This window comes from Kribbella sp. NPDC004536 (assembly GCF_042873835.1).
Taxonomy (GTDB): domain Bacteria; phylum Actinomycetota; class Actinomycetes; order Propionibacteriales; family Kribbellaceae; genus Kribbella.
This window is the reverse complement of sequence record NZ_JBIALY010000001.1, coordinates 760,776-783,919: the sequence shown is the minus strand read 5'-3', so window position 1 is coordinate 783,919 and position 23,144 is coordinate 760,776. Positions and strand designations below refer to the sequence as shown.

The window sequence follows — 23,144 nt, the reverse complement described above, 5'->3', positions numbered from 1 at the left end:
ATTCGGTCGGACTGTCCGGCAGTTCGATGACCCCGGCGTTCTGCATCAACTCTTCGAGGTCGGCCGACTGCTCCACCGCCTCATCGTCAGCCTGCACTGTGTGCTCTCGTCCGCAGTTGCAGCCGGACTCGGTCATGCCGCAGCCTTCCGGGTTCGAGTGGTCTTCGTGGCCTTCGCCGGAGCGGCCGCCTTCTTGGTGGTGGTCTTTGCCGGTGCCTTCTTCGCGGTTGCCTTGGTCGTGGGGGTGGGGGTTGCCTTCGCCTTGGTGCCCGATGCAGTCTTCGCAGCGTTGAACTTCCGGTTCATGTCCGACGCTTGGAAGTGCTTGTACTGCAGTACGGCGAACTGGGCCTGCGACGGGTCGAGTTCGAAGCCGAACTCCTTCTCAGCCCACGCCGCGAACAGCGCGCACTTCGCCGGGTCGGCCGCCTTGCCCCGGCTCGATGCCGGCACGGTCTGGGTCTTCGGTGCTGTCTTGCGGCGTCGTACTCATGTCGTCTCCTCCGATCTGGGTAATTGATCAATCAACTACCTCACCAAAAGAGACTACGCAACCCTGAGTAATCGCACTACACGGAGGGTGACCCTCGTAGGTCGGTCGTTAGCCGTCGCCGTACCGGCGTGTGCTTGATTCGTGTTCGGTAACGCCGTAGTAGCGCCGAGGGTGATCGAGCCCAGATCAGGCGATCACATGGAACAGCCGGTATCCCACGTCTAGAAGGGATACCGGCCAGTGCCCCCGGCAGGATTCGAACCTGCGACGCACGGTTTAGGAAACCGACGCTCTATCCCCTGAGCTACGGGGGCGCACGCGGGTCAGCTTAGCGGAGGTGGGGGTGGTCAGCCGGTCAGGGCGGTGACGCCCAGGTGGCCGGTGATTGATTTGTAGCGTTCGGCGTAGAGGGTGGTGCAGCGGGAGGCGGCGCAGCCGGCGCCGGCGAAGGCGATGCCGCGGATGGTGGCGGAGGTGCTGCCGCGGCGGCTGTAGACGGGTCCGCCGGAGTCGCCGCCGATGATCGCGACCAGGCCGCCGCGGGTGGCGCGGATGACGTACGTCGTGCAGCCGTCGGAGTCGCAGTAGCTCGCGGACGTCGAGCGGACCGTCAGGCCGCACGTCGACGTACTGAAGCTGCCCGACTGGCAGACGACCGTGCCGACGCCGGGGTCGCCGCCGCCCGTGACGGTACGGGTGTCGGCGGTGTCGCCGGGGCCGTCGGTCCAGATCTTGGCTCCGTACGAGCTGCCCGTGACCAGCGACTGGTCGTAGTCCGGGTAGTCGGTGCGCACGGACGTGGTGCCGTAGTAGTTCGTCCCGGACTTCCAGATCGTGCCGGGTGCGCCGCAGTGGCCGGCGGTCACCGATCCACGCTGGCCGTTCGAGCGACGTACGACGGAGAAGCCCGCGGAGCAGTTCTTCAACGCGGACGTGATCCGCGCACCGCCCCAGTGGCCGCCCTTCGGGGTGTCGCTCAGCCGCGACGTACGGGCGAGCGAGTCGGCGACGAGTTGTACGCCACTCAGCTTGCGGAGGCCCGCGAGCGAGGCGGGGGAAGTGGTCGCCTGGTCGTACGCGACGACCACGTTCTCGCTGGACGGATCCAGGTCGGCCGCGAACGTCGTACGGGACGCGTCGGAGGACCACGAGCGCCTGCCGACCGTGGTCCAGGTGTCGGCGATCGCTTGCGCCGAACGGCAGCTGTGCACCACGTCCACCATCGGCTTGCCTGCCGCCGGGAGGTTGCGGGCCATCGCGGACTGGTACTTCTTGGTGTCGACCTTCGCGGCGTCGACGACCACCTCGTACCCGGTCGTGGCGGAGCCGACGACGCCGATCACGCCCTGGCTCAGGCCGTACGGCAGACCGGACGTCGGGCGGCCGGTGGCGTCGACCGGTTCGAGCGAGCGGATGGCGGCCGAGATGCCGTCGCCGAGCGACTCGCCGAGTGGGCGGGCGTCGGACTTGGACGTCGGCTGCGCGAGCCGTGTCGCCTCGGTCGAGCTCGCACTCGGCTGGGCGTGCGAGCACGCCGCGGCGCCCGCCACCACACCCGAGGAGGGTGCGGCGAGGGCGACTGCGAAGAGTGAGACTGAGCCAAGTGTGACCAGCGGGACGGTAACGGAGAGTCGCACAAAGCTCCCAAGATCGGTGGACCAACCACTAGATGGTCCGATCAGGAACTCCGTTCCGTCAAGAGCTGCTCACAGTCCGCGAGCAGAAACGACTACCGTGCGCGAGCGTAACTCGCAAGTCGAGCACCGTCGGCACCGAAGAACTGCAGCGTGTCGCCGGCGATCGCGACCCGCTTCGCGGCGCTCAGTACGCCGGTGTTCGGGACGTTGTCGCAGCCGACCATGTGCTGCGCGCCGGTGCTCGCGGTGAAGGCGCCGTGCTCACCGATGCTGAACGTGCCCTGCAGGCCGTTGCAGCCGTCGGAACCGGTCCAGGTGCCGTTCGGCTTGAACACGAGCACCGGGTCGTCCGGCCAGGTCTGCTGCTTCATCGACTTGAACCCGGCGATCTGTAGTGGGCGCCAGGTGCCGGCCACTGTCTGCGCGGAGACCGCCGGCGGCGTCGGAGTCGGCGTGGCCGACTGGGAGCCACCGGCGACCGGTGGTTGAACCGGCGTGTTCTGCGAGCCGGCCAGGGCGAACCCGGCCACGGCCACCGCTGCCACTGCGACGGCGGCCGCGCCCGAGGCGATCCAGGTACGGCGCTGTGCGCGGCGGGCGCCCGTGGTGGCGCGCTCGGTCAGGTCCGCGCTCTGCGGCACGGTGGCCGCGGCGCGTTCGAAGGTACCTCTCAGGTCGTCCTCGAGATCGGTGTTGCTCACTTCAGCCTCTCATCGACGCGATGGGAATCTTGGGTTTTCCGCAGTGCCGCGAGCGCCCGGCTCGCGGTCGCACGCACGGAGGACGGTTTGATGCCGAGCACGTCGGCGATCGTCTGGTCGTCGAGGTCCTGGTAGTAGCGCAGGACCAGCACGACCCGCTCCCGGGCGGACAGCTTCGCCAGCGCCTGCCACAGGCCGTCGGAATTCGCGATACCGGCGGCGTGATCGGGCACGGTCTGGCGTGGGTCCAGGTCGGCCGTCGGTGCCTCGCTGAACGAGCGCCGCCGGGTCATCGACAGGTACTCGTTCACCAGGATCCGGCGGACGTAGTGGTGCGGGTCGTCCGCGCTGCGCACCTTCCGCCACTTGCGGAACGCCTGCATCAACGCGATCTGGGCCAGGTCCTCCGCTCGTTGGTAGTCGCCGGAGACGGTGAACCCGAGCCGCACCAGTTCCTGTCCACGGGCGGACACGTACTCCTCGAACTCCACTCGCCACTCCCTGGCTGGGCGTACAACTCCTCACACCTATTAGACGCATCGAGCCGCGCTGCTGCTGCAACCGTTCCCGCACAGTTCGATCTCTCTACTGAAGCAGGAACTTGCGGACCGCATCCTGGCCTCGTGGATCACGCTGCACGCTGTGACCGCTGCCCGGTATCACGATCAGTTGGGCCGCTTTCGCGTGCGCCTGCTCCCATCTGGACCAGTCCAGTGGGCAGAAGAGGTCGTTGCTCCCGTGCAGGATCAGCGTGCGTGGCAGGAGTTCCTGGCTGCTCGGGTACGTCGACACGCGGTCGGCCGGCCAGCGCAGGCAGCCCTGGATCATCAGCTGTTCGCGGGCGGTCGCCACGTTGTACGGGTACAGCCTCTTCGGGTCCAAGCGCCTTACCGCTTCATCCAGAGCGGTTTGGCGGTCGGGCTTTCCGGTCCACGGGAAGCGGAGGTCTGAGCAGAGCGTGGCCATGTGCAGGCCTGCGGAGAGTTCGTCGTACGACAGACCTTTGCTGGTGGTGCGTTGGATGAGCTCCTTCAGTACGGCGTCGTCGCCGTCGCGGGCCGCGTGCAGTGCGGCCGGAATCCCTTTGAGCGTTGGGTTGACGGAGTTGAGGCTCGACACGGACAGCATCTCCACCAGGTCGGTGCCGCTCGTACCGTGGTCGACAAGCCACGCCAGATCCGCGACGGGGTCTGTCGTACACGGCTGGCACGCGGCTCGCAGTACTCCGCTCGTTGCGGCCATCAGGTCGACGCCCATCGGGTTGAAGCCCTTGTGCGGTACCACGGAGTCCAGTACGAGTGCCTGGACGTGGTCCGGGTACTTCAGCGCGTACTGCTCGGCGGTGAAACTCCCGTACGACGTGCCGTCGAGTGTCAGCTGGTCCACCTTGAGGTACTGACGTAGCTGCTCGATGTCGTCGACGGTGTCGGGCGTGCCGAAGTACCCGGCGCTGGAACCGAGCTGCTTGGCGCACTGGTCCACGGCCTCGGCCGGTGGCGTGAGGAAGTCGGAACCGCCCACAGTCTCTTGTAGTGCTGGGCAATTGATGCCGTTGGAGCCTGTGCCGCGTTGGTCGAACATGACCAGGCGGTACTCGCGCCGTACGTCTGGGTTCACGTTGTTGCGGAGCGTGGGGATGGCTGGCTGGCCGGGGCCTCCTGTGAGTACCAGGAGTACGCCGCGAGGTGCATCGGTGTTGTCGGCAGCGATGACTCGCAGGTCGAGGCCGCTGCTGTGGTCCAGTGCCACGTGCAGCGTCGAGCAGGTGAAGCCTTCGGCGCATGGGGTGCTGGCAGGCTTGCTGGTACAGGCCGCGCAGGCCAGAAGTAGTACGCACAGCAGGCGGATCGTTCGCATCGGCCCTCCCTCAGGCCGAGGGTGCGGCACGGCGGGGAGCGCCGCAACCTGCCTCGCGGGTCAACCTCGGAAGGGACCCGCAAGGCAGGCGCGGGTTGACCCCACTGCGGACGGCTTCGGGGTGCGCGTCCGCTCTGGGGTCAGCGGAGACCGAGCGACTTGGTCAGCTCGGCAGTCACCTGGCGGGGTGCCGGCAGGACGCCGGGCTTGCCCTGGCCCTCCAGGGAGGTCGCCACGAGGCGGTGGCAGCCGAAGGCCTCGGCGGTGAACGACAGGACGCCGCGGTCGTTGTCGGTGAACCGCAGTACGTACGTCGGACCGAGTTCCTTGGTGCAGATGCTCGGCTTCTTCGCGACGGGTTTCGCGGCGTTCACCAGCGCGAGCAGGTCGGTGGCCTGTTTGCCGGTGCGCTTGGTCGTGACGTTCGCGTAGTCCTGTCCGGTCGCCTGCGGGTCGAACTGGCAGATCGTCACGCTGACCGGGTTGAACGCCGAGGTGGCGCCGCCCTGGCCCCAGACCACCTTGTCGGTGGCGGTGCGGACGGCGGTGATCGTGTTCGGGCAGTCCGTGCTCGGCGTGCCGCTGGGGTTGCTGCTGGGGGACGGGGTGGCCGAAGGGGTATCAGTGGGCTGGGCGGCGGGCGGGGACGAGGCGTTCTCGTTGCCGCAGGCGGCGGCGATACCGAGAACAGCCACGACGAGCGTCGCACCGATCAGGCCCCGTGTCCGTAGTGCACTCACGACTCGGTCCTTCCGGGTTGGCAAGGGCAACATGATGGTCGACCGGAGTCTCACCCGGCGTGCCGCAACATCACGGCAGCGCGTCTATCCGGTCACGCCCCCCGATCGAACCCCAACCGAAGCACACCTGTAACCCCCACGCACTGGCCGCACCCGAACCGCCCGCCCCGCCCGGGTGGGCTGCCGGTGTCCCCCGGGGTGCCTAGGATGATGTGTCGTGGCTAGGAAGAGGGCGAACGCGGACGCCGCCGCGCAGCGGGAGTGGGAGCTCGGGATCGACTGGGCGCGCTGGCTGCTCGACGGCAACACCCCACAGCCGCTGCAGGTGTACGGCGTGGTGCTCGAGCCGGGCGAGGTCGCCTACCTGCAGACCACCGCGCAGTACTCGCGGCTGTACGGCGGCAACGGGCGCTACCGGCAGAGCGGCGGGTTCTTCATCGGCAACCCGACCCTGGTGGTCGGGATGATGGCCGCCAACGCCGCGCTGAACGCGGGCCGCAAGGCAGCCGCCAAACGGGACATGCAACCGTCGTGGCGTGACCTCCAGGAGCTTCCGGTACTGGCTACGAACCAGCGGCTGATGTGCAACCTGCCGGAGAAGGGCTGGATGAGCTTCTACTACAGCGCCGTCCAGGAGTTCTATCCGGATACGGCGAACTGGACGATCACCCTCGGCTTCCAGAACGCCGTACCGCTGCGGATCGCCGGCCTGACCACGCCGACACTGGCCGTGCTGACTTCGTGGTGCCTGCACGGAAACGACCGCTGGCAAGGCGAACCCGGGATCGCGTCGCTGATCCAGGCAGCCCGCGGCCTGGACCCGGCGAACGAGATCCAGGACAACTACCCCGGCGAACTCCCCGACCAGGCAGCAGGTGAACAGCCCGACCATGCAGCCCGTGAACACGCGTCCGCCGGCCCTTGGGTGAACGATCCGTCCGGTGACAGGGCAGCTGGTGACAGAGCAGGCGACCCGTGGGTGAGCGACTCGTCCCCCGACAGAGCGGCCGGCGACGGGCGGACGAACAACCCGTCTCGCAACAGGCCGGCCGGCGACCCGTGGAAACGCGATCCGTGGGAACGCTAGCGGCTGAAACCGACTCCCGATCGGCCCCGCCGACTCGGTAATCTGGACGCATGACGAGCCCGTACGAAGACGACGAGCCGCTGCTGCCCGAGCAGACCCGTGACGACGACCCGCGGAACTGGGGCGACAACGACTTCGGCAGCGACGACGACGATCGCATCCTGAACGAGGTCCCGCCGCACCACGGATGACCGCCCAAGCATTCCTCGTCCACGGCGGCCTCTGGGACCCGATGGACGCCGCTGCCTTCTGGGGTACGACCGGTGTCATCGCCGGTCTGTCGGAACAGCTGGACGTGCTGGCGCCCGACCGCCCGCGGCACGCGAGCAGTTGGGACGTCGAGGTCGCCGCGCTCGGTGAACAGCTGGCGAAGCATTCCGGTCCGGTAAGAATCGTTGGGGCCTCCAATGGATGTACGGCTGCGGTCCTGCTCGCGCTGAGGTATCCGGAACTGGTCGATCGCCTCCTGCTGGCCTGGCCTGCCACCGGCGACGACGCCGCCGCGAACGAGCGTGCCCGGACCGGGATGGTGAACCGTGGATGTCCGCCCGACGTCGCGGACGGGCTGCTGACGGGTGGGATTCTGCGTGGCGTGACGGACGCCGAACTGGCCGCGCTGACACGTATTCAGGTGGCGGTACTGCCTTCGGTGCCGGAGAATCCGTCGCATCAGCGGAAGACGGTCGACGCGTTGCTGAGGTCGATCCGGGGGAGTCGCGAGCTGGCCGGGTGTCCCGAACCGCCGACGCCCGCCTTTCCGCCTTACCTGGATCAGTTGGTGCGAACGATCGTGGAGTTCGTCAACTGAGGGGATGAGCGTGGAGCTTCGGGGGTTCGACGACGGGTACGGCGCGCGGGTCGCGGGCTGGGCCGTGGACGAGAAGGAAGTCGCACTGCTCTCCGGACGGGTCGCCTACCCGTTCCCGGAGGAACTGCGGGGGAGTTGGCGGACGGTCGACGCGGACATCCACTCCTATCTGTTGTTCGACGGGGATCGGCCGGTCGGGTACGGCGAGGTCTGGCTGGACGACGAGGAGGACGAGGTCGAACTCGCCCGGATCATCGTGGACCCGGACGTACGTGGTCGCGGGTTCGGTGGTGAACTTGTCCGGGCACTGCTGGGTCCGGCATTGGACGCCGGCTATTCGGAGGTGTTCCTGCGGGTCCGGCCGGAGAACGCTCCGGCGATCCGCGCCTATCACGGCAGTGGCTTCGTCGACGTCCCCGCCGCCTTGATGGAGGAGTGGAACGACGGCCAGCCGGTGCCGTACCGCTGGATGCGTTATGCCGGTGAGCAGGTGGGCGCCGGCGAGCTCAGGGGCTGAGGATTGTGCGCCCACCCGCTGGTGACGGGCCTTACCGGACGTCCGACCGGCCGGCGCGCAGCAGGTCCCGGATCTCGGTCAGCAACTCCTGGTCGGTGGTCAGCGGGTCGGGCTCCGGCTCCATGCCGCGCTTGCGCCGCTCGGCCAGCTTGTTCAGCGGCAGCACGATGAAGAAGTAGACCGCCGCTGCGATGAACAGGAAGTTGAGGCCGGACTGCAGGATCTTGCCGATGTAGAAGTCGGCGCCGTTGACCTTGAAGTGGGCGACGCCGCTGATGTCCGCCTTTCCGAAGATCGCGGCGATCAGCGGGTTGATCAGGTTGTCCACGAGCGACGTGACGATCGCCCCGAACGCTGCGCCGATGACGACGGCGACCGCGAGGTCGACGACGTTCCCGCGCATGACGAATTCCTTGAAGCCCTTGAGCATTTGTGGTGCCTCCACGAAGCGGGTGGTTGTACCCGGACAAGCTAGGGCCGCAAGGCCGTCCACGCGAGGGACCGCGCCGCAGCGCGACACATCGTGCTGCGACAACTTCGGAGGGTGATCATCCGGTGTCCGGAGTCAGCGCCACGGTGATTCGTGAATTCGTACTGGCCTGGGCGAGCCGGGTCGCGACCTCAGGCGCCGTGGCGACCACGATCAAGGCCCCCGACGTACTCGACCGGGGCTCCGGCAGCGCGACCACGGGAACCGCGTTGGCCAGCAGCCGCGCCGCGTCGGCGTTCGTGCTCGTGGCGCCGTACAGGTTCAGATGGTCGCCGACGCGCAGGAGCGTGCTGATATCGGCGTCGTCGACGCGGATCGGGTAGGCGACCGATCCCGCGGGCACGGCTGGTGGCGCCAGGAATCTGGCATCGGTGAGTGGTTCGCCGGCTCTGACCGGGCCGCTGAGCACACGGTCGGTCAGCTTGCTGCCGGGTCTGAGTGCGCCGGACGGCACGGCGCCGGGCGGCAGCTCGACTGTCCGCAGGTCGCCACGATCGGGCGTGGCGCCGCCGGTCAGGTCGCGCGCGGCGGCGAGCACCTTGACCGTCGGCGGCGGTGCAGGGGAGAGGGCCAGGAGTCCGAAGTACACCGCGGCGGCCGCGGCGGCGCCGGCGAGGAGCCGACGATGCCAGCGGGCGGCTCGGATCAGGTCACGAAGCAGAGAGCGGTTTGTCATGCCGGAGAAAGTACGAGTTTCGCCGGCGACCGCCTCTCAGTTATCCACAGGCGGCGCTCAGGCCGCGCTGGTCCCCGAGGAGGTCGACGAGCTCGAGGAGCTGCTGGACGACGAGGACGAGCTGCTCGACGAGGAATCGGACGACTTGGCGGTCGAGGCCGAGGACGACGAGGACGACGACGAGTCGGAGGACTTCGCCGGCACCGAGCCCTTGCCGGAGGATCGGCTGTCGGTGCGGTAGAAGCCGGAGCCCTTGAACACCACGCCGACCGCGTTGAAAACCTTGCGCAGGCTTCCCTGGCAGTTCGGGCACACGGTCAGAGCGTCGTCCGTGAAGCTCTGGCGCACCTCGAGCGCTTCGCCACAGTCGGTGCACTGGTACTGGTACGTCGGCACGGTCGGTTCCCTTCAAGCCGCTGGCACTCCTACTACCCGACTGCTAATAATGCGCCAGCGGCCCGAAGTATTCCAAACCCGGACCCACGTACCTCAACTCTGCGTCAATGTCCAGCCGACGCAGAGCAACGCAAAGTTGTGCGGGACCCCATTTGGGGTGGACGGGCGGATTCTCTACGGTTGGTCCGTGCGTCGCCTGTTTCGAGTCGTCATCGCCAGCGGAATCGCTCTCGCCACGGTCCTCCTGGTGATCGCCGGTACCCTCGTCTACGTCGTCCGCCACTCCTTCCCGGCGTACGACGGAACGATCGACCTGGAGGGGCTGGACGGCGACGTCAGCGTGGTCCGGGACGCGAACGGGATCCCGCAGATCTACGCGGACACCCCGGCGGACCTGTTCGCCGCGCAGGGCTACGTGCACGCGCAGGACCGGTTCTTCGAGATGGACTTCCGCCGGCACGTCACGGCGGGCCGGCTGAGCGAGCTGTTCGGCAAGGACGCGCTGGAGACGGACAAGTTCATCCGGACCCTCGGCTGGCGGCGCACCGCCGAGGCGGAACTGCCCCTGCTCAGCCCGACGACCCGGCAGTACCTCGACGACTACGCACGCGGCGTCAATGCGTACCTGTCCACGCACAGCGGTTCCGGCCTCAGCCTGGAGTACGGCGTACTCTCCCTGCAGCCCGGTGGTCCGAAGAACTACACGCCGGAGCCGTGGACCGCGGCCGACTCGCTGTCCTGGCTCAAGGCGATGGCCTGGGACCTCGGCAGCAACCTGGACGAGGAGATCACCCGCACCAAGCTGCTGGCGGCATTCCCGGCGCGCAACATCGAGAGCCTCTATCCGCAGTACCCGTACGACCGGAACCAGCCGATCATGGCAGCGGCCTCGATCAGCAAGGACGGGAAGTTCAGCTCGACGCCCGGGCCGAGCACCGAGGTCCGGCGGAGCATGCTGACCAAGGACCTGCTCAAGTCGCTGGACTCGGTGCAGAGCGTCGCCAAGGGCCTGCCCGAGCTGCTCGGCCAGGGCGACGGCATCGGCTCGAACTCGTGGGTCGTGTCCGGTGACCACACCACGACCGGCAAGCCGCTGCTGGCCAACGACCCGCACCTGGGCGCGACCATGCCGGGTATCTGGACCCAGGTCGGTCTGCACTGCAACAACGTCGGCAAGAGCTGTCCGTTCGACGTCTCCGGCTTCAGCTTCTCCGGTCTGCCCGGAGTGGTGATCGGCCACAACAATGCGATCTCCTGGGGCTTCACCAACCTCGACCCCGACGTCCAGGACCTCTACCTGGAGCGGATCGACGGCAACAACGTCCTCTACAACAACAAGTGGCGCGCGATGGCCACCCGCGAGGAGACGTTCAAGGTGGCCGGCCAGGACAAGCCGGTGAAGATCACCGTCCGCGAGACCCGGCACGGTCCGCTGATCTCCGACGTCGGCGACGACGAGAAGAAGGTCGGCGAGATCTCTGCGTCGCAGGCGAAGTACCCGCAGGCGTACGGCGTCGCACTGCAGTGGACCGCGCTGAACCCGGGCAAGACCGCGGACGCCCTGTTCGCGATCAACACCGCACAGAACTGGACGGAGTTCCGGGCCGCCGCGCAGCAGTTCCAGGTCCCCTCGCAGAACCTGGTGTACGCCGACACCGACGGCCACATCGGCTACCAGTCGCCCGGGCTGATCCCGATCCGCGCGACCGGGCGCGGTGACTGGCCCGTGCCGGGGTGGGATCCGAAGTACTACTGGAAGGGCTACATCCCCTTCGACGCGCTGCCGACGGAGTTCGACCCGCCGGGCGGGATCATCGTCACGGCGAACCAGGCCGTCGTCCCGAACACGTACTCGTACTACCTGACGAACTCCTGGGACTACGGGTACCGCTCGCAGCAGATCCTGGACCGGATCAAGGCGGCCGGGAAGCTGGACGTGAACGCGATGGCGTCGATCCAGCTGGACACCAAGAACAAGGCCGCCGAGATGCTGGTGCCGTACCTGCTGCGGATCAGCATCGACGACGCGTTCGACAAGCAGGGCCAGGACACCCTGAAGAACTGGGACTTCACCTCACCGCCGGACTCCTCCGCCGCGGCGTACTTCAACGTGGTCTGGCGCAACCTGCTCGCGCTGACGTTCCACGACCAGCTCCCCGAAGGCACCTGGCCGGACGGAGGCTCGCGCTGGTTCGAAGTGATCCACACGCTGCTCGGTCAGCCCAACAGCGCCTGGTGGGACGACATCCGGACCCCGCAGCGGGAGAGCCGTGACGACATCCTCCGCGAGGCCCTGATCAACGCCCGGACCGAGATCACGCAGAAGATGGCGCGAGAGCCGTCCAACTGGCAGTGGGGTCGGCTGCACAAGCTCGAGCTCACCAACCAGACACTGGGCAAGTCCGGGATCGGTCTGGTGGAGAAGATCTTCAACCGCGGCCCGTACGAGCTCGGTGGTGGTACGTCGATCGTCGATGCGACCTCCTGGGACGCCTCTGTGGGCTACGGCGTGACCTCGACCCCGTCGATGCGGATGGTCGTGGACCTGTCCGACTTCGACAAGTCCCGCTGGATCAACCTGACCGGTGTGTCCGGCCACGCCTTCTCGTCGAACTACACCGACCAGACGGACCTGTGGGTCAAGGGCCAGACCCTCCCATGGGCCTACACCAAGGGTGCGGTCGAAGCGACCCGCAAACACACCCTGACCTTCACCAAACCAGACCGCTAGCCAGGACTACCAAGCGGCGCACTGGCCTCGGCGAACAGTACCGGTCCTGACTGACGGACAGGCCGAAGCCCAGCCGGTGCCGGGGTCGAGGAAGCCAACCGCGGCTGCGCGCTGCTCAGAAGCTGTGAACCCGGTGTCACGCATCCCCAGCGGCTCGAACAGCGAGCTCCGGCAGTACGTCGGTCACGGGAGCGTCCAGCGAGAGCCGTAGCTCGTCGACCAGGATCATCGTCGCGGGCCGCAGTCTGCAGCATCAGGCCACTCCAGCAGTGGAGAGCGGGACCAGACGGTTGGGCGTGAGCGCTGCGTCGACCGGTTTGTCGTGCTCGTCGTGTGGCAGCGTGTCGACGATCTCGGTGTCGTACACGGCGGCCCAGACCGGAGTACCGGGGCGGACGCGGGCCAGTGCGCGGTCGTACGAGCCGCCGCCGCGTCCCAGTCGTACGCCGTCACGGGCTACCGCTACCGCTGGGCAGATCACCAGCTCCGCCGTGGCGATGGCGTCGGAGCCCAGGTCGATCGGAGGCTCCGACAGGCCGAGCCGTCCGGGTACGAGGTCCGCTGCACCAGGCGCAACGCCCCAGCCCAGGTCGTTGTCGGCGTACAGGATCGGCAGCAGCACCTCGTGGTGCGTCGCGAGCAGCCAGTCGATCAACGCGCCGGTCTGCGGCTCCGGCCCCATCGACACGTACAGAGCGATCCGGTACACGTCCGGCAACACCTGCTGGGCGCTCGCCAGCAGCCCATCAGCCCGGGGCCGAGCGCCCCGCGCCTCCAAGAACTCCTGCCGCGCCACGGCCTTCGTCAAGAACACACCCTGATCGTATGAGCGTGACGCGCGCAACACAGGGATTACCTGCCGTCCCCTAGGGTTGGTGCATGGGTGAGGTGGGTCTCAGACAAGCGCAGGAGAAGATGCGCGCGGCCGGTGCGGCCGACGTTGCAATACGCGTCTTCACGCACTACTACCGGCTGCTGGAGTCCGGGCAGCAGGGGAAGATCCCCGAGGACGACATCGAGCCGGTCGGCGAGCTGCCGCATCTGGACCACCTGGACACCGATCCGGACGCGATGCGCGCCGCGCTCGCCGAGACCGTGGTGATCAAGCTCAACGGCGGTCTCGGTACGTCGATGGGCGTCACCGGCCCGAAGTCCGCGCTGCCGGTGAAGGACGGGCTCAGCTTCCTCGACATCATCGCCCGGCAGATCCTGAGCACCCGGCGCAAGTACGGCGTACCGCTGCCGCTCGTACTGATGAACTCGTTCCGCACCAAGGCCGACTCGCTGCGGATCCTCGCCGAGTACGACGGACTCGCGATCGACGGCCTGCCGCTGGACTTCCAGCAGAACATGGAACCGAAGCTGCTCGCCGACGACCTGACGCCGGCCGAGTGGGAGCCCGACCCGGAGCTCGCCTGGTGCCCGCCCGGACACGGCGACCTGTTCACCGCACTGGTTGCCTCCGGCACCCTCGACGCGCTCCGCGAACACGGTTTCCGGCACGCGTTCATCTCGAACGCCGACAACCTCGGCGCGACGCCGGACCCGCGGATCGCCGCCTGGATGGCCGAACACGACGTTCCGTTCGGCATGGAGGTCTGCCGCCGGACCCGGTCCGACCGCAAGGGCGGTCACGTGGCGGTGCGGAAGTCCGACGGCCGGCTGATCCTGCGCGACAGCGCACAGGTCGCCGAGGAGGAGACGCAGTACTTCCAGGACATCACCCGGCACAAGATGTTCAACACGAACAACCTGTGGATCGACCTGGACCGGCTGGCCGACCTGATGGCCGGGCACGACGGTGTCCTCGGGCTGCCGATCATCGTGAACCGCAAGACGATCGACCCGGCCGACCCGTCCTCGCCGAAGGTGATCCAGCTGGAGACCGGGATGGGTACCGCGATCGAGACCTTCGAAGGATCGCAGGCCGTGATCGTGGACCGCAGCCGGTTCAAGCCGGTGAAGACGACGAACGACCTGCTCGTACTGCGCTCGGACGTGTACGAGTTGGACGAGGCAGGCGATCTGACCACGACGCACGAGGGCGACGAGCCGTACGTCGACCTCGACCCGGACTACTTCAAGATCCTCGCCGACTTCGAGTCCCGGTTCGCCGGCGGTCCGCCGTCGCTGGTCGCCGCCGACCGGCTGGCGGTCCGTGGTGACGTTGCCTTCGGCAAGGATGTGGTGGTGGTCGGGGACGTCGAGGTGACTGCGCCGAGCGGCGAGCGCCTGGTGATCGCGGACGGGACCGAGCTGCGTTGAACGACGACCTGCTGGTCCGTCCGCTCGAGCCGTCCGACACCACTGAGGCCGCCTCGGTCTGGTGGCGGTCACGGCACGCCGACGGGTCCCAGGTACCGCCGTCGACCCACACCGCGGAGCAGGTCGCCGGCTGGTTCGCGGACGTACTCCTGCCGGACGGCGAGACCTGGGTCGCGCTCGACGCGGACCGGATCGTCGCGGTGCTGACCCTCGACGGCGACGACCTCGACCAGCTGTACGTCGCCCCGGAGGCGGCCGGCCAGGGCGTCGGCTCCGTACTCGTCGACCTCGCCAAGGATCTCCGGCCCGGCGGGCTCGCGTTGTGGACCTTCCAGACGAACCTCCGCGCACAGGCGTTCTACCGGCGCCATGGCTTCCAGGAGGTACGCCGAACCGACGGCTCGGCCAACGAGGAACGCCTGCCCGATGTGCGGATGACATGGGGCCGACACCCCGAATCGGACCCCAACCAGACTTCTTGACGCACTCCTCCGGAACCTAGAGGTCGCGCCAGGAGCCGGCGCCTGCTGCGCGCCGCCCCGCGGGCACTGGGCGGCGTTGTCGTCGGTCGACAGGACTCCGTCCTGCCTCCCTCCTCCGCCTTGCCCAGCACTCCGCGGGACGACGCTCGCGACGGCGCCGCCTCCTGGCGCGACCTCTATCGCGGGAAACCCTCGATCCGTCGATTAAGGTCGAGCTCGTGAGACGGAGTGTGGATGAGCATCTTGAGGTCGTACTCGGACGGGTGACGGCCCTGCCGGCGTTCGATCAGCCGTTGATGGACGCGGTCGGGCTGGTGCTCTGTGAGGACATCGTCTCGGGGGTGAGCCTTCCGGGGTTCGACAACTCGGCCATGGACGGGTACGCGGTGCAGGCCGCGGACCTGGCCGGTGCCTCGGACGAGAACCCGATCGCTCTGCCGGTGGTCGGGGAGTTCCGCGCCGGGCGGAGCGAGCCGATCGTGGTCACCCCGGGGACGTGCGTGCGGATCATGACCGGTGCGCCGATGCCGCGCGGTGCGGACAGTGTGGTGCCGGTCGAGTGGACCGACGGCGGGACGGTCAACGTACGGATCACCCAGCAGCCGCCGGTCGGCGGATCGGTGCGGCACGCGGGCGAGGACGTGACGGCCGGTGCGCAGGTACTCGACCGCGACACGATCCTCGGACCTCGGCAGATCGCCGTGCTGGCTGCGGTCGGCCGGGCGCGGGTCAAGGCCAGACCGCGACCACGGGTGGTGGTGATCTCGACCGGGGCCGAGCTGCGCGAGCCAGGCAGCCGGCTGGGTGAGGGGCAGATCTACGACTCGAACAGCTACACCCTGGCCGCGTGCGCGCGCGACGCCGGCGCGGTGGTCTACCGCGTGGGCATCGTCGACGACGACCCGAAGCGGATCATGGACACGCTGTCCGACCAGCTGGTCCGGGCGGACCTGGTGATCACCACCGGCGGCGTCAGCATGGGCGCGTACGACATCGTCAAGGAGGAGCTGTCCAAGCTCGGCACCGTGGACTTCCCGCAGGTCGCGATGCAGCCGGGGAAGCCGCAGGGATTCGGGGTGATCGGTGACGACGAGGTGCCGATCTTCACGCTGCCTGGCAACCCGGTGTCGGCGTACATCTCGTTCGAGGTCTTCGTCCGGCCGGCGCTGCGCAAGATGATGGGCCAGATGCCGTACCGGCGGGCGCTGGTCCCGGGTGTGACGCTCGACGGGTTCGGCTCGCCCGCGGGGCGGCGGCAGTTCGTCCGCGCTGCGGCCACCTCCGGCGACGAGGGCTGGATGGCCAGTACAGTCGGCGGGCACGGCTCGCACCTGCTCGGCGGGTTGAGCCGGGCGAACGCACTGATCGTGGTGCCCGAGGACGTGACGTCCGTCCGGGCCGGCGATCAGGTCGAGCTGATGCTGCTGGACGAGTGACACCCCCGGACAAGGAGACTGGATGACGCACGACCCGGGCGCGACCCCGAGTGGTTCCGGTACGCCGGGGCCCGGCGGGCTGACCCACGTCGACGAGACCGGTGCGGCGCGCATGGTCGACGTCTCGGCGAAGGACGTGGGCGCCCGGCGAGCTGTTGCCAGCGGCAAGGTTCTGGTCTCGGCCGAGGTGGTCACGGCACTGCGCGGCGACGGCGTACCGAAGGGCGATGCGCTCGGTGTCGCCCGGATCGCCGGGATCATGGGCGCGAAGCGGACCCCGGACCTGGTGCCGTTGTGCCACCCGATCGCGATCACCGGTGCGAAGGTCGACCTGGAGGTCGCGGACGACGCCGTACTGATCCGGGCGCAGGTGAAGACGACCGACCGCACCGGCGTCGAGATGGAGGCGCTGACCGCGGTGGCGGTCGCGGGGCTCGCGGTCATCGACATGGTGAAGGCGCTGGACCCGGCGGCTGTGCTGTCCGACGTACAGGTCGAGCTGAAAGAAGGCGGTAAGACCGGGCACTGGGAGCGGCCGTGAGGGCTCTTGTCGTCAGCATCTCCAACCGCGCGGCCGCCGGTGTCTACTCCGACACCACAGGTCCGTTGATCGCATCACGCTTGTCCGACTGGGGATTCGACGTGTCGGGTCCAGACGTGGTCCCCGACGGTGCGCCCGTCGGGGAGGCGCTGCGTGCCGCGGTCGAGGCGTCGTACGACGTTGTGCTGACGACAGGTGGTACGGGGATCTCGCCGACCGACGAGACGCCCGAGCAAACGGCTGCCGTACTGACCAAGGTCGTTCCGGGGATCGCCGAGGCGATCAGGGCGTACGGCATCGCGAACGGCATACCGACCGCGGCACTCTCACGCGGTCTGGCCGGCGTCGCGGGCTCGACGGTCATCGTCAATCTGCCCGGTTCGCGCGGCGGTGTGAAGGACGGTCTCGCAGTACTGGAGCCCTTGCTGCGGCACGCGGTCGAGCAGGTACGCGGCGGCGACCATGTACGGACGGACACCGACTGATGGCGATCGTCCAGTGGCCCGTCGAACTGAAACACGGACAGGTCGGGCTGAGACCGCTGCGCGCAGGTGACGGCGCCGAATGGGCCGCCGCGCGCCAGCGGAACGTCAGCTGGCTGCGGCCGTGGGACGCGACCCAGCCGCCCGGAGCCGAGGACGGCGCGCGGACGTTCCGCGCGATGGCCCGCGACTGGAACCGGCAGGCGCGGTTCGGGCGGATGCTCCCGTTCGTCATCACGTACGGCGGCGCGGCCGGCGCGGGCGCCCGATCGAAATGGCCGCTGGTCGGACAGCTCACCGTCTCCGGAATCACCTACGGCTCGGCCCGCTGGGCGAACCTCGGCTACTGGGTCGACGAGCAGTACGCCGGCCGCGGCATCGTCCCGACCGCGGTCGCGATGGCCGCCGACCACTGCTGGTTCACCCTCGGCCTGCACCGCATCGAAGTCGCGATTCGCCCCGAGAACAAGGCAAGTCTGCGGGTCGTGGAGAAGCTCGGCTTCCGGTTCGAGGGCGAACGGCCGCGGTTCCTGCACATCGACGGCGACTGGCGCGACCACCGGATCTTTGCCCTGAACATCGAAGAGGTCGGACCCGGTCTCGTAGCGCGACTGCGCTGACTACGCTGCGTGCTATTCACATCAGTCACACGAGTCTTCTTGCGACACACCGTGCCACGTACCTCATCTGGCCCCCGCCGCACCTTAGCGTCATCGCATGGGGACGACAGGGTTGATCTATGTGGCGATCGTCGCCGCGTGGGCCGCCTATCTCGTCCCGATGTGGCTGAAGCGCGGCGAGGAGAAGCGGCGCATCCCGGTCGTGCCGTCGTCGGACGAAGCGCGGGTGCTGTCCCGCGACCCGTCCCGGACGCGGTACGTCGTACGCCCGGCCGGATCCACCGCCGCCGCCGACGACCCGTCGCCGCCGAAGCGGTACATCCCCAACCGAGCCCGCCGGGTGGCCGCCATGCGCCGTCGGCGGGTGCTGTCGATCCTGACCCTTTCACTGCTGTCGGTCGTCGCACTCGCCGGTCTCGCGATCGTTCCGTGGTGGTCGGTCGCGGTACCCGCGGCCATGATCGCCGGTTTCGTCGTACTCACCCGGATCCAACTGCGGCGCCAGGCCCGGGCACGGACAGCGGCCGCGGCGGAGCGGCGTACCCGCGCTCAGTCCAGGCACGACCGTGGCCCCGCCGGGAAGCCTGCGCCGACGCCCGACGAGGAGATGACCATCGAGGTCAAGCTCCCCGCCGAGCCTGCGCCGACACCCGCACCGGTCAAGGAAGACAAGCCCGCCGCGGAAGGTCTCTGGGACCCGGTTCCGGTCACGCTGCCGACGTACGTGATGAAGGAGAAGGCGCCCGACCGTACGGTCCGCACCATCTCCCTCACCGACGACGAAGTCTTCTCCAGCGCCCGTACGACAGACCCGTCCGAGAAGCCCGCAGCCGTCGAAACCCCCGCCCCGAAGCAGGTCGAAGAGCCAGAGGTGAAGCGCGCCGTCGGCGACTGATATCCAGTTTTAGATCGCGGCCCTCTACGTGTTAGAGTTTCGCGGTCGCCAGGGAAACCCGGCGGCAAAAGCTCGGGGCTGTGGCGCAGTTGGTAGCGCGCTTCGTTCGCAACGAAGAGGCCAGGGGTTCGAATCCCCTCAGCTCCACGAAGGCGATAGGCGACGTGTGTCGCGCACTGACGTGCGCTGACCGCGTCGCCTTCGTCGTGTTGTGCGGCTTCGCTCCGCTCGCCGCGAGCGGGGGCTTCGCCACCCGCACCCCCCTGCGCCTTCGCTTCGCTCGGCTGCCGGGCCGGGTTGCGCGGTTAGGTGGCCTGTTGAGGCTGGGTTTGGGCCGCGAGGTCGCGTGATGAGGTTGGTTCGGTGGTGAGGCCGCGTCATGGGGTCGGGGGTTGGTTGCACACCGCGTCGGCCGATGCCTCAGTTGGTGACGCCTTTGCTTCGCTCGGGTGTCTGGGGCGGGGTTCGGCTTGCCGATATCCTGCACGATCTGGGGACAGCGAGCGGCGGGTGTGATAAACAGGACGGTGCTGCCGGACAGTAACCGCCCTGTTTCACAGCGCGAAGCTGGAGGATGCATTGAGGCTGCACTCCACACCAGGCGCTGCTGCGGCGCGCACTCGATGGCTTGCCTACTACGCGACGCTCTGGAACTCGTCGCCAGGATGGTTCTCCTGTGCGCTGACCCTCACGCTGGTCGGTGCGGTGGCGACGACTGCTTCGCTCGTGCTCAGCGGACGGTTCCTCGGCAGTGTCGCGGCGGCGCTGACGGCGGGAGCGGACCGGTCGATTGCCTGGGGCTACTTGGCGGGATTCGTCATCGCGGTGGCCTTGGCCGCGTTCGCGGATCTGATGCGCGGCTGGGCATCGGCGCGGCTGGGCGCAGCTGTGGTGGTGCGAACTCTGGACCTGGTCACCGAGACAGCCGTGACTCCACCGGCCATCGAGGTGCTCGACAACCCCGATCGTGCGGCGCGGCTGCAGGCGTTGATCCGTACTACGCGGCACTGGCACTTCTACCTGTCCCTCGACTCGGTGTGGCAGATTCTGCGCACCAGACTGGGTGGCATCGGCGCGTTTGTGGTGCTGGCGTCGTGGCGTTGGTGGGTGCCGTTCCTGGCTGCGGGCTGTCACCTGCTCAGCTCGAAGGTTTTCGCCGCCTGGGTGGACCGGACCATCGCCCGTGATCTGATGGCGGAGTCTACGGATCGGCGCAGGTCGGCGTACCTGTACTCGTTGATGGTCGGATCGCCCGCGGCCGCGGAGATCAGGCTGTTCGATCTGGCCGGCTGGCTCGAGGCCGGGCTGCGGCGCAACTGGTCGGTGGCGATGGAGTCGGCCTGGCGGCTGCGGAACCGGTCGCTGGTCCCGGTGCACGGCGCGGCCGTGGGGATGGCGATCGTCGTCGGGATGGTGCTGGTCCTACTGGCGCACGACGTTGCCAACGGCAACGTCAACCTGGGTCAGGTGATGGTCTACGTCCCGGCCTTGCTGGCCCTCCAGGCCTTCGGTGCGCTCGGCGACGGTCAAGTGGCCGTCGCACGAGTGTCCACCGCGGTCCAGGAACTGGCCGAGCTCCGACGTGCGGCCGGTCTGCCGGCGCTCACCCCGGCCGCGCCTCGCGATCGGCGAGGCGAGGGGCCCGTCGGTCCGGCGGCGGTCGAGTTCGAGAACGTCAGCTTCGCCTACCCCGGTCAGTCCGAACCGGCGCTGTCCGGTCTCAGCCTCCGGATCCCCGAGGGCCAATCGGTGGCGGTGGTCGGCGCGAACGGCGTCGGCAAGTCCACGCTGGTGAAGCTGCTTGCCGGTCTGTACGGACCCTCGTCCGGCCAGGTGCGAGTCGGCGGCGAGGACCCGGCCGCGGGTGTCCGCGGCCGGGTGGCAGTGATCTTCCAGGACTTCATCAGGTACCCGCTCTCCCTGCGCGAGAACGTGGCCTTCGGCGCCCCGGCGGGCAGCGCGGACGAACCGAGACTCTCGCGCGCCCTGCGCGACGCAGGCGGGACGGAGCTCCTGGCGGGCCTCGGCGCCGGCTGGGACACGGTCCTCTCGTCGCGGTACGCCGGCGGCAGGGATCTGTCGGGTGGTCAGTGGCAGCGGGTGGCCCTGGCCCGTGCGCTCGCCGCGGTCGACTCGGGAGCCGGCGTCCTGGTCCTCGATGAGCCGACCGCCGCGCTCGACGTACGCGCGGAGGCGGAGCTGTTCGACCGCTTCCTCGAGGTCACCGCCGGAGTGACGTCAGTGCTGGTCAGCCATCGCCTGTCCAGCGTGCGGCACGCGGACCGGATCGTGGTCGTCGGAGCCGGAGGCGCGGTCGTCGAGGACGGAGCCCATCAGGACCTGCTGGACGCGAACGGCCTGTACGCACAGATGTTCCGGCTCCAGGCTGCTCGGTTCAATCGTGAGGTGGACGGCCGATGAAGACGGTACGGGCGATCCGCATCGTCCTGGCGACGGCGTTCAGTGTCGGCCCGCTGCAGGCGCTGCTCAGCCTGGCCGACACCCTGGGCCGGATCCTGGTCGCGCTGCGGCCGGCCTTCATCGGCCTGTTCGCGGCAGGTGCGATCGATCGCGAGCTCTCGACCATGTACGCCGGGGTGCTCGGTCTGGTCGGGTCAATGGCAGTCAACCTGCTCCTGCAGGGGATCGGGACCAGTGCTCGCATCCGGCTGATGGAGAGCGTCGGTCATGCCTTCGATGCCGAGATCGCGGCGCTGAGCGCGCAACTGCCGACGATCGATCATCAGCACTCGCCGGAGTTCCTCGACAGGGTGCAGGTGCTCCGCGACCAGGCCGGTGTGCTCGGTGGGGCGTTCAACGTGATGGCGCTCGGCATCACCCAGACGGCGTCCGTGGCAACCACCGTCGTGCTTGCAGCCGGCACCGACTGGCGGCTTCTCGTCGTCGCCGCGCTGGGTGTGCCGCGGGTTGTCGCGATCCGGTGGACGCGGAAGTGGTCGGCGGCCGCCGAGGAACTGGCTGCGGAGCCGAGCCGCCGGACCACGGACATACTCGATCTGGCCGCGCGCTCGGACGCCGGTGCCGAGATCCGGGTTTTCGGACTCCAGCAGCGCATCCGCGATCTGGTGACTGCCTCCGCCTGGGCATGGCGCCGCCCGGTGATCGAACTGACCGGCCGGACCACAGTGGTCGAGACAGTCAGCTCCGCTCTCGTCCTCGGATCCGCCGCCGCCGTACTGGTCTGGATGACCGACGATGCGCTCGCCGGCCGCGTTTCGGTTCCCGAGCTGGTCGTAGCGACGACGCTGGTGTTCGGCCTCGGGCAACTGGCCGCGACCTTTACCCAACTGATCCAGGGCATGGCGGCCGCCGTACGCAATGTTGACAGGCTGGTCTGGTTACGTGAGTACGCCGCGAGGCTGCACGCTTCGGACTCCGGTCACGAGCCGCCGCCGGACAGGCTCCGGCACGGCATCCGCGTGGACGGCGTGTCGTATCGCTATCCCGGTGCGGATCAGGACGCCCTCACCGGTGTCGATCTGGACCTGCCGGCCGGTGCGGTGGTGGCGATCGTCGGCGAGAACGGCGCAGGCAAGTCGACGCTGGTCCGGCTGCTCACCGGTCTCTGCCGGCCCGATTCCGGCCGGATTCTGGTGGACGGCGTCGATGTGGAGGTGTTCGGCTCCCAGCGATGGCGGGCCCGTCTGGGGGCCGCGTTCCAGGACCACGTGAACTTCGAGTTCCGCGCGCGGCACACTGTCGGAATCGGCGACCTGCCATCTCTCGACGACGACCATCGGGTGCTGGCGGCGTTGCGCCGTGGGGCCGGTGACGATCTGGTGGAGGTCCTGCCCGCCGGACTCGCAACCCAGCTCGGTGCGACCTGGCCGGACGGCGTCGAGCTGTCCGGCGGACAGTGGCAACGACTGGCCATCGCCCGCGGCATGATGCGGACGGATCCGTTGCTGCTGGTTCTGGACGAGCCGACGTCGGCGCTCGATGCCCTGACCGAGCACGCCTTGTTCGAGCGCTACACCGCGGCGGCCCGCGCAGCAGGCGACAGAGCAGCGGTGACCGTCCTGGTCACCCATCGATTCTCCACGGTCGCCTCCGCCGATCTGGTCGTCGTCCTTGACCAAGGGGTCGTGACAGAGATCGGATCTCATGCCGACCTGATGAACGCCCGCGGACACTACGCGAGTCTGTACGAAGTCCAGGCGAAGGGTTATCGCTGACGCTGGACTTCCGGAACTGCCCAGAATTGTAAGGCGAACGGCGATTGCAACTTCCTGCAAATGCAGCTCGTGATCTAGATGCTCACCGTGACAA

Annotated in this window: 24 protein-coding genes and 2 tRNA genes; 15 read left to right on the top strand and 11 right to left on the bottom strand. The window is 68.4% G+C overall.

Annotated features, from left to right (window positions below):
- Window positions 1-132: 132 nt before the first annotated feature.
- From ACFYRU_RS03765 to ACFYRU_RS03735, 7 genes are all read right to left on the bottom strand, one after another.
- Entirely contained in the window at window positions 133-453 is a 321-nt protein-coding gene (locus tag ACFYRU_RS03765) for a hypothetical protein (protein WP_387652621.1), read from the bottom strand.
- A gap of 281 nt (window positions 454-734) precedes the next feature.
- A tRNA-Arg gene (locus ACFYRU_RS03760) sits at window positions 735-807 on the bottom strand.
- A gap of 33 nt (window positions 808-840) precedes the next feature.
- Window positions 841-2,046, bottom strand: a complete 1,206-nt coding sequence (locus ACFYRU_RS03755; protein WP_387652619.1) for a S1 family peptidase — start codon at window positions 2,044-2,046, stop codon at window positions 841-843.
- A 176-nt stretch (window positions 2,047-2,222) separates the two neighbouring features.
- The gene (locus tag ACFYRU_RS03750) at window positions 2,223-2,831 is read right to left on the bottom strand and encodes an META domain-containing protein (RefSeq protein ID WP_387652617.1); all 609 of its coding nucleotides are present in this window, start codon (window positions 2,829-2,831) and stop codon (window positions 2,223-2,225) included.
- Window positions 2,828-3,322 carry a SigE family RNA polymerase sigma factor gene (locus ACFYRU_RS03745; protein WP_387652615.1) on the bottom strand — a complete coding sequence of 165 codons (495 nt, stop codon included), beginning with the start codon at window positions 3,320-3,322 and terminating at the stop codon, window positions 2,828-2,830. The genes ACFYRU_RS03750 and ACFYRU_RS03745 overlap by 4 nt, the downstream gene beginning before the upstream one ends.
- 94 nt (window positions 3,323-3,416) lie before the next feature.
- Window positions 3,417-4,688: an alpha/beta hydrolase gene (locus tag ACFYRU_RS03740; RefSeq protein ID WP_387652613.1), complete on the bottom strand. Its 1,272-nt coding sequence runs from the start codon at window positions 4,686-4,688 to the stop codon at window positions 3,417-3,419.
- Window positions 4,689-4,828: 140 nt separating this feature from the next.
- Window positions 4,829-5,428 carry a hypothetical protein gene (locus ACFYRU_RS03735; RefSeq protein ID WP_387652611.1) on the bottom strand — a complete coding sequence of 200 codons (600 nt, stop codon included), beginning with the start codon at window positions 5,426-5,428 and terminating at the stop codon, window positions 4,829-4,831.
- 217 nt (window positions 5,429-5,645) lie between these two features.
- On the opposite strand from ACFYRU_RS03735, the gene ACFYRU_RS03730 reads away from it, so the two are divergent.
- The 4 genes from ACFYRU_RS03730 to ACFYRU_RS03715 are packed head-to-tail and all read left to right on the top strand — an operon-like array spanning window position 5,646 to window position 7,840.
- A complete protein-coding gene (locus ACFYRU_RS03730; RefSeq protein ID WP_387652609.1) occupies window positions 5,646-6,515 on the top strand; it encodes a hypothetical protein in 870 nt (289 codons plus the stop codon).
- A gap of 50 nt (window positions 6,516-6,565) precedes the next feature.
- Window positions 6,566-6,706 carry a hypothetical protein gene (locus ACFYRU_RS03725; RefSeq protein WP_387652608.1) on the top strand — a complete coding sequence of 47 codons (141 nt, stop codon included), beginning with the start codon at window positions 6,566-6,568 and terminating at the stop codon, window positions 6,704-6,706.
- Window positions 6,703-7,323 carry an alpha/beta fold hydrolase gene (locus tag ACFYRU_RS03720; RefSeq protein WP_387652607.1) on the top strand — a complete coding sequence of 207 codons (621 nt, stop codon included), beginning with the start codon at window positions 6,703-6,705 and terminating at the stop codon, window positions 7,321-7,323. Before ACFYRU_RS03725 ends, ACFYRU_RS03720 begins: the two co-directional genes overlap by 4 nt.
- 4 nt (window positions 7,324-7,327) lie before the next feature.
- Window positions 7,328-7,840 carry a GNAT family N-acetyltransferase gene (locus tag ACFYRU_RS03715; protein ID WP_387652605.1) on the top strand — a complete coding sequence of 171 codons (513 nt, stop codon included), beginning with the start codon at window positions 7,328-7,330 and terminating at the stop codon, window positions 7,838-7,840.
- A 31-nt stretch (window positions 7,841-7,871) separates the two neighbouring features.
- Here the strand turns inward: ACFYRU_RS03715 and mscL are convergent, their stop codons facing one another.
- The 3 genes from mscL to ACFYRU_RS03700 all read right to left on the bottom strand — a co-directional run bounded on the left by mscL (window position 7,872) and on the right by ACFYRU_RS03700 (window position 9,402).
- Window positions 7,872-8,270: a large conductance mechanosensitive channel protein MscL gene (gene mscL, locus ACFYRU_RS03710; protein WP_387658004.1), complete on the bottom strand. Its 399-nt coding sequence runs from the start codon at window positions 8,268-8,270 to the stop codon at window positions 7,872-7,874.
- A gap of 118 nt (window positions 8,271-8,388) precedes the next feature.
- Window positions 8,389-9,006, bottom strand: coding sequence for a Flp pilus assembly protein CpaB (locus ACFYRU_RS03705; protein ID WP_387652603.1), 618 nt, complete (start codon window positions 9,004-9,006; stop codon window positions 8,389-8,391).
- A gap of 57 nt (window positions 9,007-9,063) precedes the next feature.
- The gene (locus tag ACFYRU_RS03700) at window positions 9,064-9,402 is read right to left on the bottom strand and encodes an FmdB family zinc ribbon protein (RefSeq protein ID WP_387652601.1); all 339 of its coding nucleotides are present in this window, start codon (window positions 9,400-9,402) and stop codon (window positions 9,064-9,066) included.
- A gap of 187 nt (window positions 9,403-9,589) precedes the next feature.
- Here ACFYRU_RS03700 and ACFYRU_RS03695 point away from each other — a divergent pair, with 187 nt between their 5' ends.
- The gene (locus tag ACFYRU_RS03695) at window positions 9,590-12,133 is read left to right on the top strand and encodes a penicillin acylase family protein (protein ID WP_387652600.1); all 2,544 of its coding nucleotides are present in this window, start codon (window positions 9,590-9,592) and stop codon (window positions 12,131-12,133) included.
- A 253-nt stretch (window positions 12,134-12,386) separates the two neighbouring features.
- On the opposite strand, the gene ACFYRU_RS03690 is transcribed toward ACFYRU_RS03695, so the two are convergent.
- A complete protein-coding gene (locus ACFYRU_RS03690; RefSeq protein WP_387652598.1) occupies window positions 12,387-12,947 on the bottom strand; it encodes a 5-formyltetrahydrofolate cyclo-ligase in 561 nt (186 codons plus the stop codon).
- 65 nt (window positions 12,948-13,012) lie between these two features.
- Between ACFYRU_RS03690 and ACFYRU_RS03685 the strand changes: the two genes are divergently transcribed.
- From ACFYRU_RS03685 to ACFYRU_RS03640, 10 genes are all read left to right on the top strand, one after another.
- Entirely contained in the window at window positions 13,013-14,398 is a 1,386-nt protein-coding gene (locus ACFYRU_RS03685) for a UTP--glucose-1-phosphate uridylyltransferase (protein WP_387652597.1), read from the top strand.
- On the top strand, window positions 14,395-14,880 hold the full coding sequence (locus ACFYRU_RS03680; protein WP_387652596.1) for a GNAT family N-acetyltransferase: 486 nt from the start codon (window positions 14,395-14,397) through the stop codon (window positions 14,878-14,880). Before ACFYRU_RS03685 ends, ACFYRU_RS03680 begins: the two co-directional genes overlap by 4 nt.
- 218 nt (window positions 14,881-15,098) lie before the next feature.
- Entirely contained in the window at window positions 15,099-16,316 is a 1,218-nt protein-coding gene (gene glp / locus ACFYRU_RS03675) for a gephyrin-like molybdotransferase Glp (RefSeq protein WP_387652594.1), read from the top strand.
- Window positions 16,317-16,338: 22 nt separating this feature from the next.
- Window positions 16,339-16,857, top strand: coding sequence for a cyclic pyranopterin monophosphate synthase MoaC (gene moaC / locus ACFYRU_RS03670; RefSeq protein ID WP_387652592.1), 519 nt, complete (start codon window positions 16,339-16,341; stop codon window positions 16,855-16,857).
- Window positions 16,854-17,342, top strand: coding sequence for a molybdenum cofactor biosynthesis protein B (locus tag ACFYRU_RS03665; protein ID WP_387652590.1), 489 nt, complete (start codon window positions 16,854-16,856; stop codon window positions 17,340-17,342). The genes moaC and ACFYRU_RS03665 overlap by 4 nt, the downstream gene beginning before the upstream one ends.
- On the top strand, window positions 17,342-17,959 hold the full coding sequence (locus ACFYRU_RS03660) for a GNAT family N-acetyltransferase (protein WP_387652589.1): 618 nt from the start codon (window positions 17,342-17,344) through the stop codon (window positions 17,957-17,959). Before ACFYRU_RS03665 ends, ACFYRU_RS03660 begins: the two co-directional genes overlap by 1 nt.
- Before the next feature lie 97 nt (window positions 17,960-18,056).
- Window positions 18,057-18,854 (top strand): hypothetical protein, encoded by a 798-nt coding sequence (locus ACFYRU_RS03655; RefSeq protein ID WP_387652588.1) that lies wholly within the window; start codon window positions 18,057-18,059, stop codon window positions 18,852-18,854.
- 74 nt (window positions 18,855-18,928) lie between these two features.
- Window positions 18,929-19,001: transfer RNA gene (locus ACFYRU_RS03650), tRNA-Ala, on the top strand.
- Window positions 19,002-19,433: 432 nt separating this feature from the next.
- Entirely contained in the window at window positions 19,434-21,275 is a 1,842-nt protein-coding gene (locus tag ACFYRU_RS03645) for an ATP-binding cassette domain-containing protein (protein ID WP_387652587.1), read from the top strand.
- Entirely contained in the window at window positions 21,272-23,050 is a 1,779-nt protein-coding gene (locus ACFYRU_RS03640) for an ABC transporter ATP-binding protein (RefSeq protein WP_387652586.1), read from the top strand. The genes ACFYRU_RS03645 and ACFYRU_RS03640 overlap by 4 nt, the downstream gene beginning before the upstream one ends.
- Window positions 23,051-23,144: the final 94 nt, after the last annotated feature.

Excerpts from the sequence above, each read along its gene's own strand:
- ACFYRU_RS03740 (WP_387652613.1), bottom strand. The coding sequence starts at position 4,688 with ATGCGAACGATCCGCCTGCTGTGCGTACTACTTCTGGCCTGCGCGGCC.
- ACFYRU_RS03725 (WP_387652608.1), top strand. The coding sequence starts at position 6,566 with ATGACGAGCCCGTACGAAGACGACGAGCCGCTGCTGCCCGAGCAGACC.
- ACFYRU_RS03720 (WP_387652607.1), top strand. The coding sequence starts at position 6,703 with ATGACCGCCCAAGCATTCCTCGTCCACGGCGGCCTCTGGGACCCGATG.
- ACFYRU_RS03715 (WP_387652605.1), top strand. The coding sequence starts at position 7,328 with ATGAGCGTGGAGCTTCGGGGGTTCGACGACGGGTACGGCGCGCGGGTC.
- mscL (WP_387658004.1), bottom strand. The coding sequence starts at position 8,270 with ATGCTCAAGGGCTTCAAGGAATTCGTCATGCGCGGGAACGTCGTCGAC.
- ACFYRU_RS03705 (WP_387652603.1), bottom strand. The coding sequence starts at position 9,006 with ATGACAAACCGCTCTCTGCTTCGTGACCTGATCCGAGCCGCCCGCTGG.
- ACFYRU_RS03685 (WP_387652597.1), top strand. The coding sequence starts at position 13,013 with ATGGGTGAGGTGGGTCTCAGACAAGCGCAGGAGAAGATGCGCGCGGCC.
- moaC (WP_387652592.1), top strand. The coding sequence starts at position 16,339 with ATGACGCACGACCCGGGCGCGACCCCGAGTGGTTCCGGTACGCCGGGG.
- ACFYRU_RS03660 (WP_387652589.1), top strand. The coding sequence starts at position 17,342 with ATGGCGATCGTCCAGTGGCCCGTCGAACTGAAACACGGACAGGTCGGG.
- ACFYRU_RS03655 (WP_387652588.1), top strand. The coding sequence starts at position 18,057 with ATGGGGACGACAGGGTTGATCTATGTGGCGATCGTCGCCGCGTGGGCC.
- ACFYRU_RS03640 (WP_387652586.1), top strand. The coding sequence starts at position 21,272 with ATGAAGACGGTACGGGCGATCCGCATCGTCCTGGCGACGGCGTTCAGT.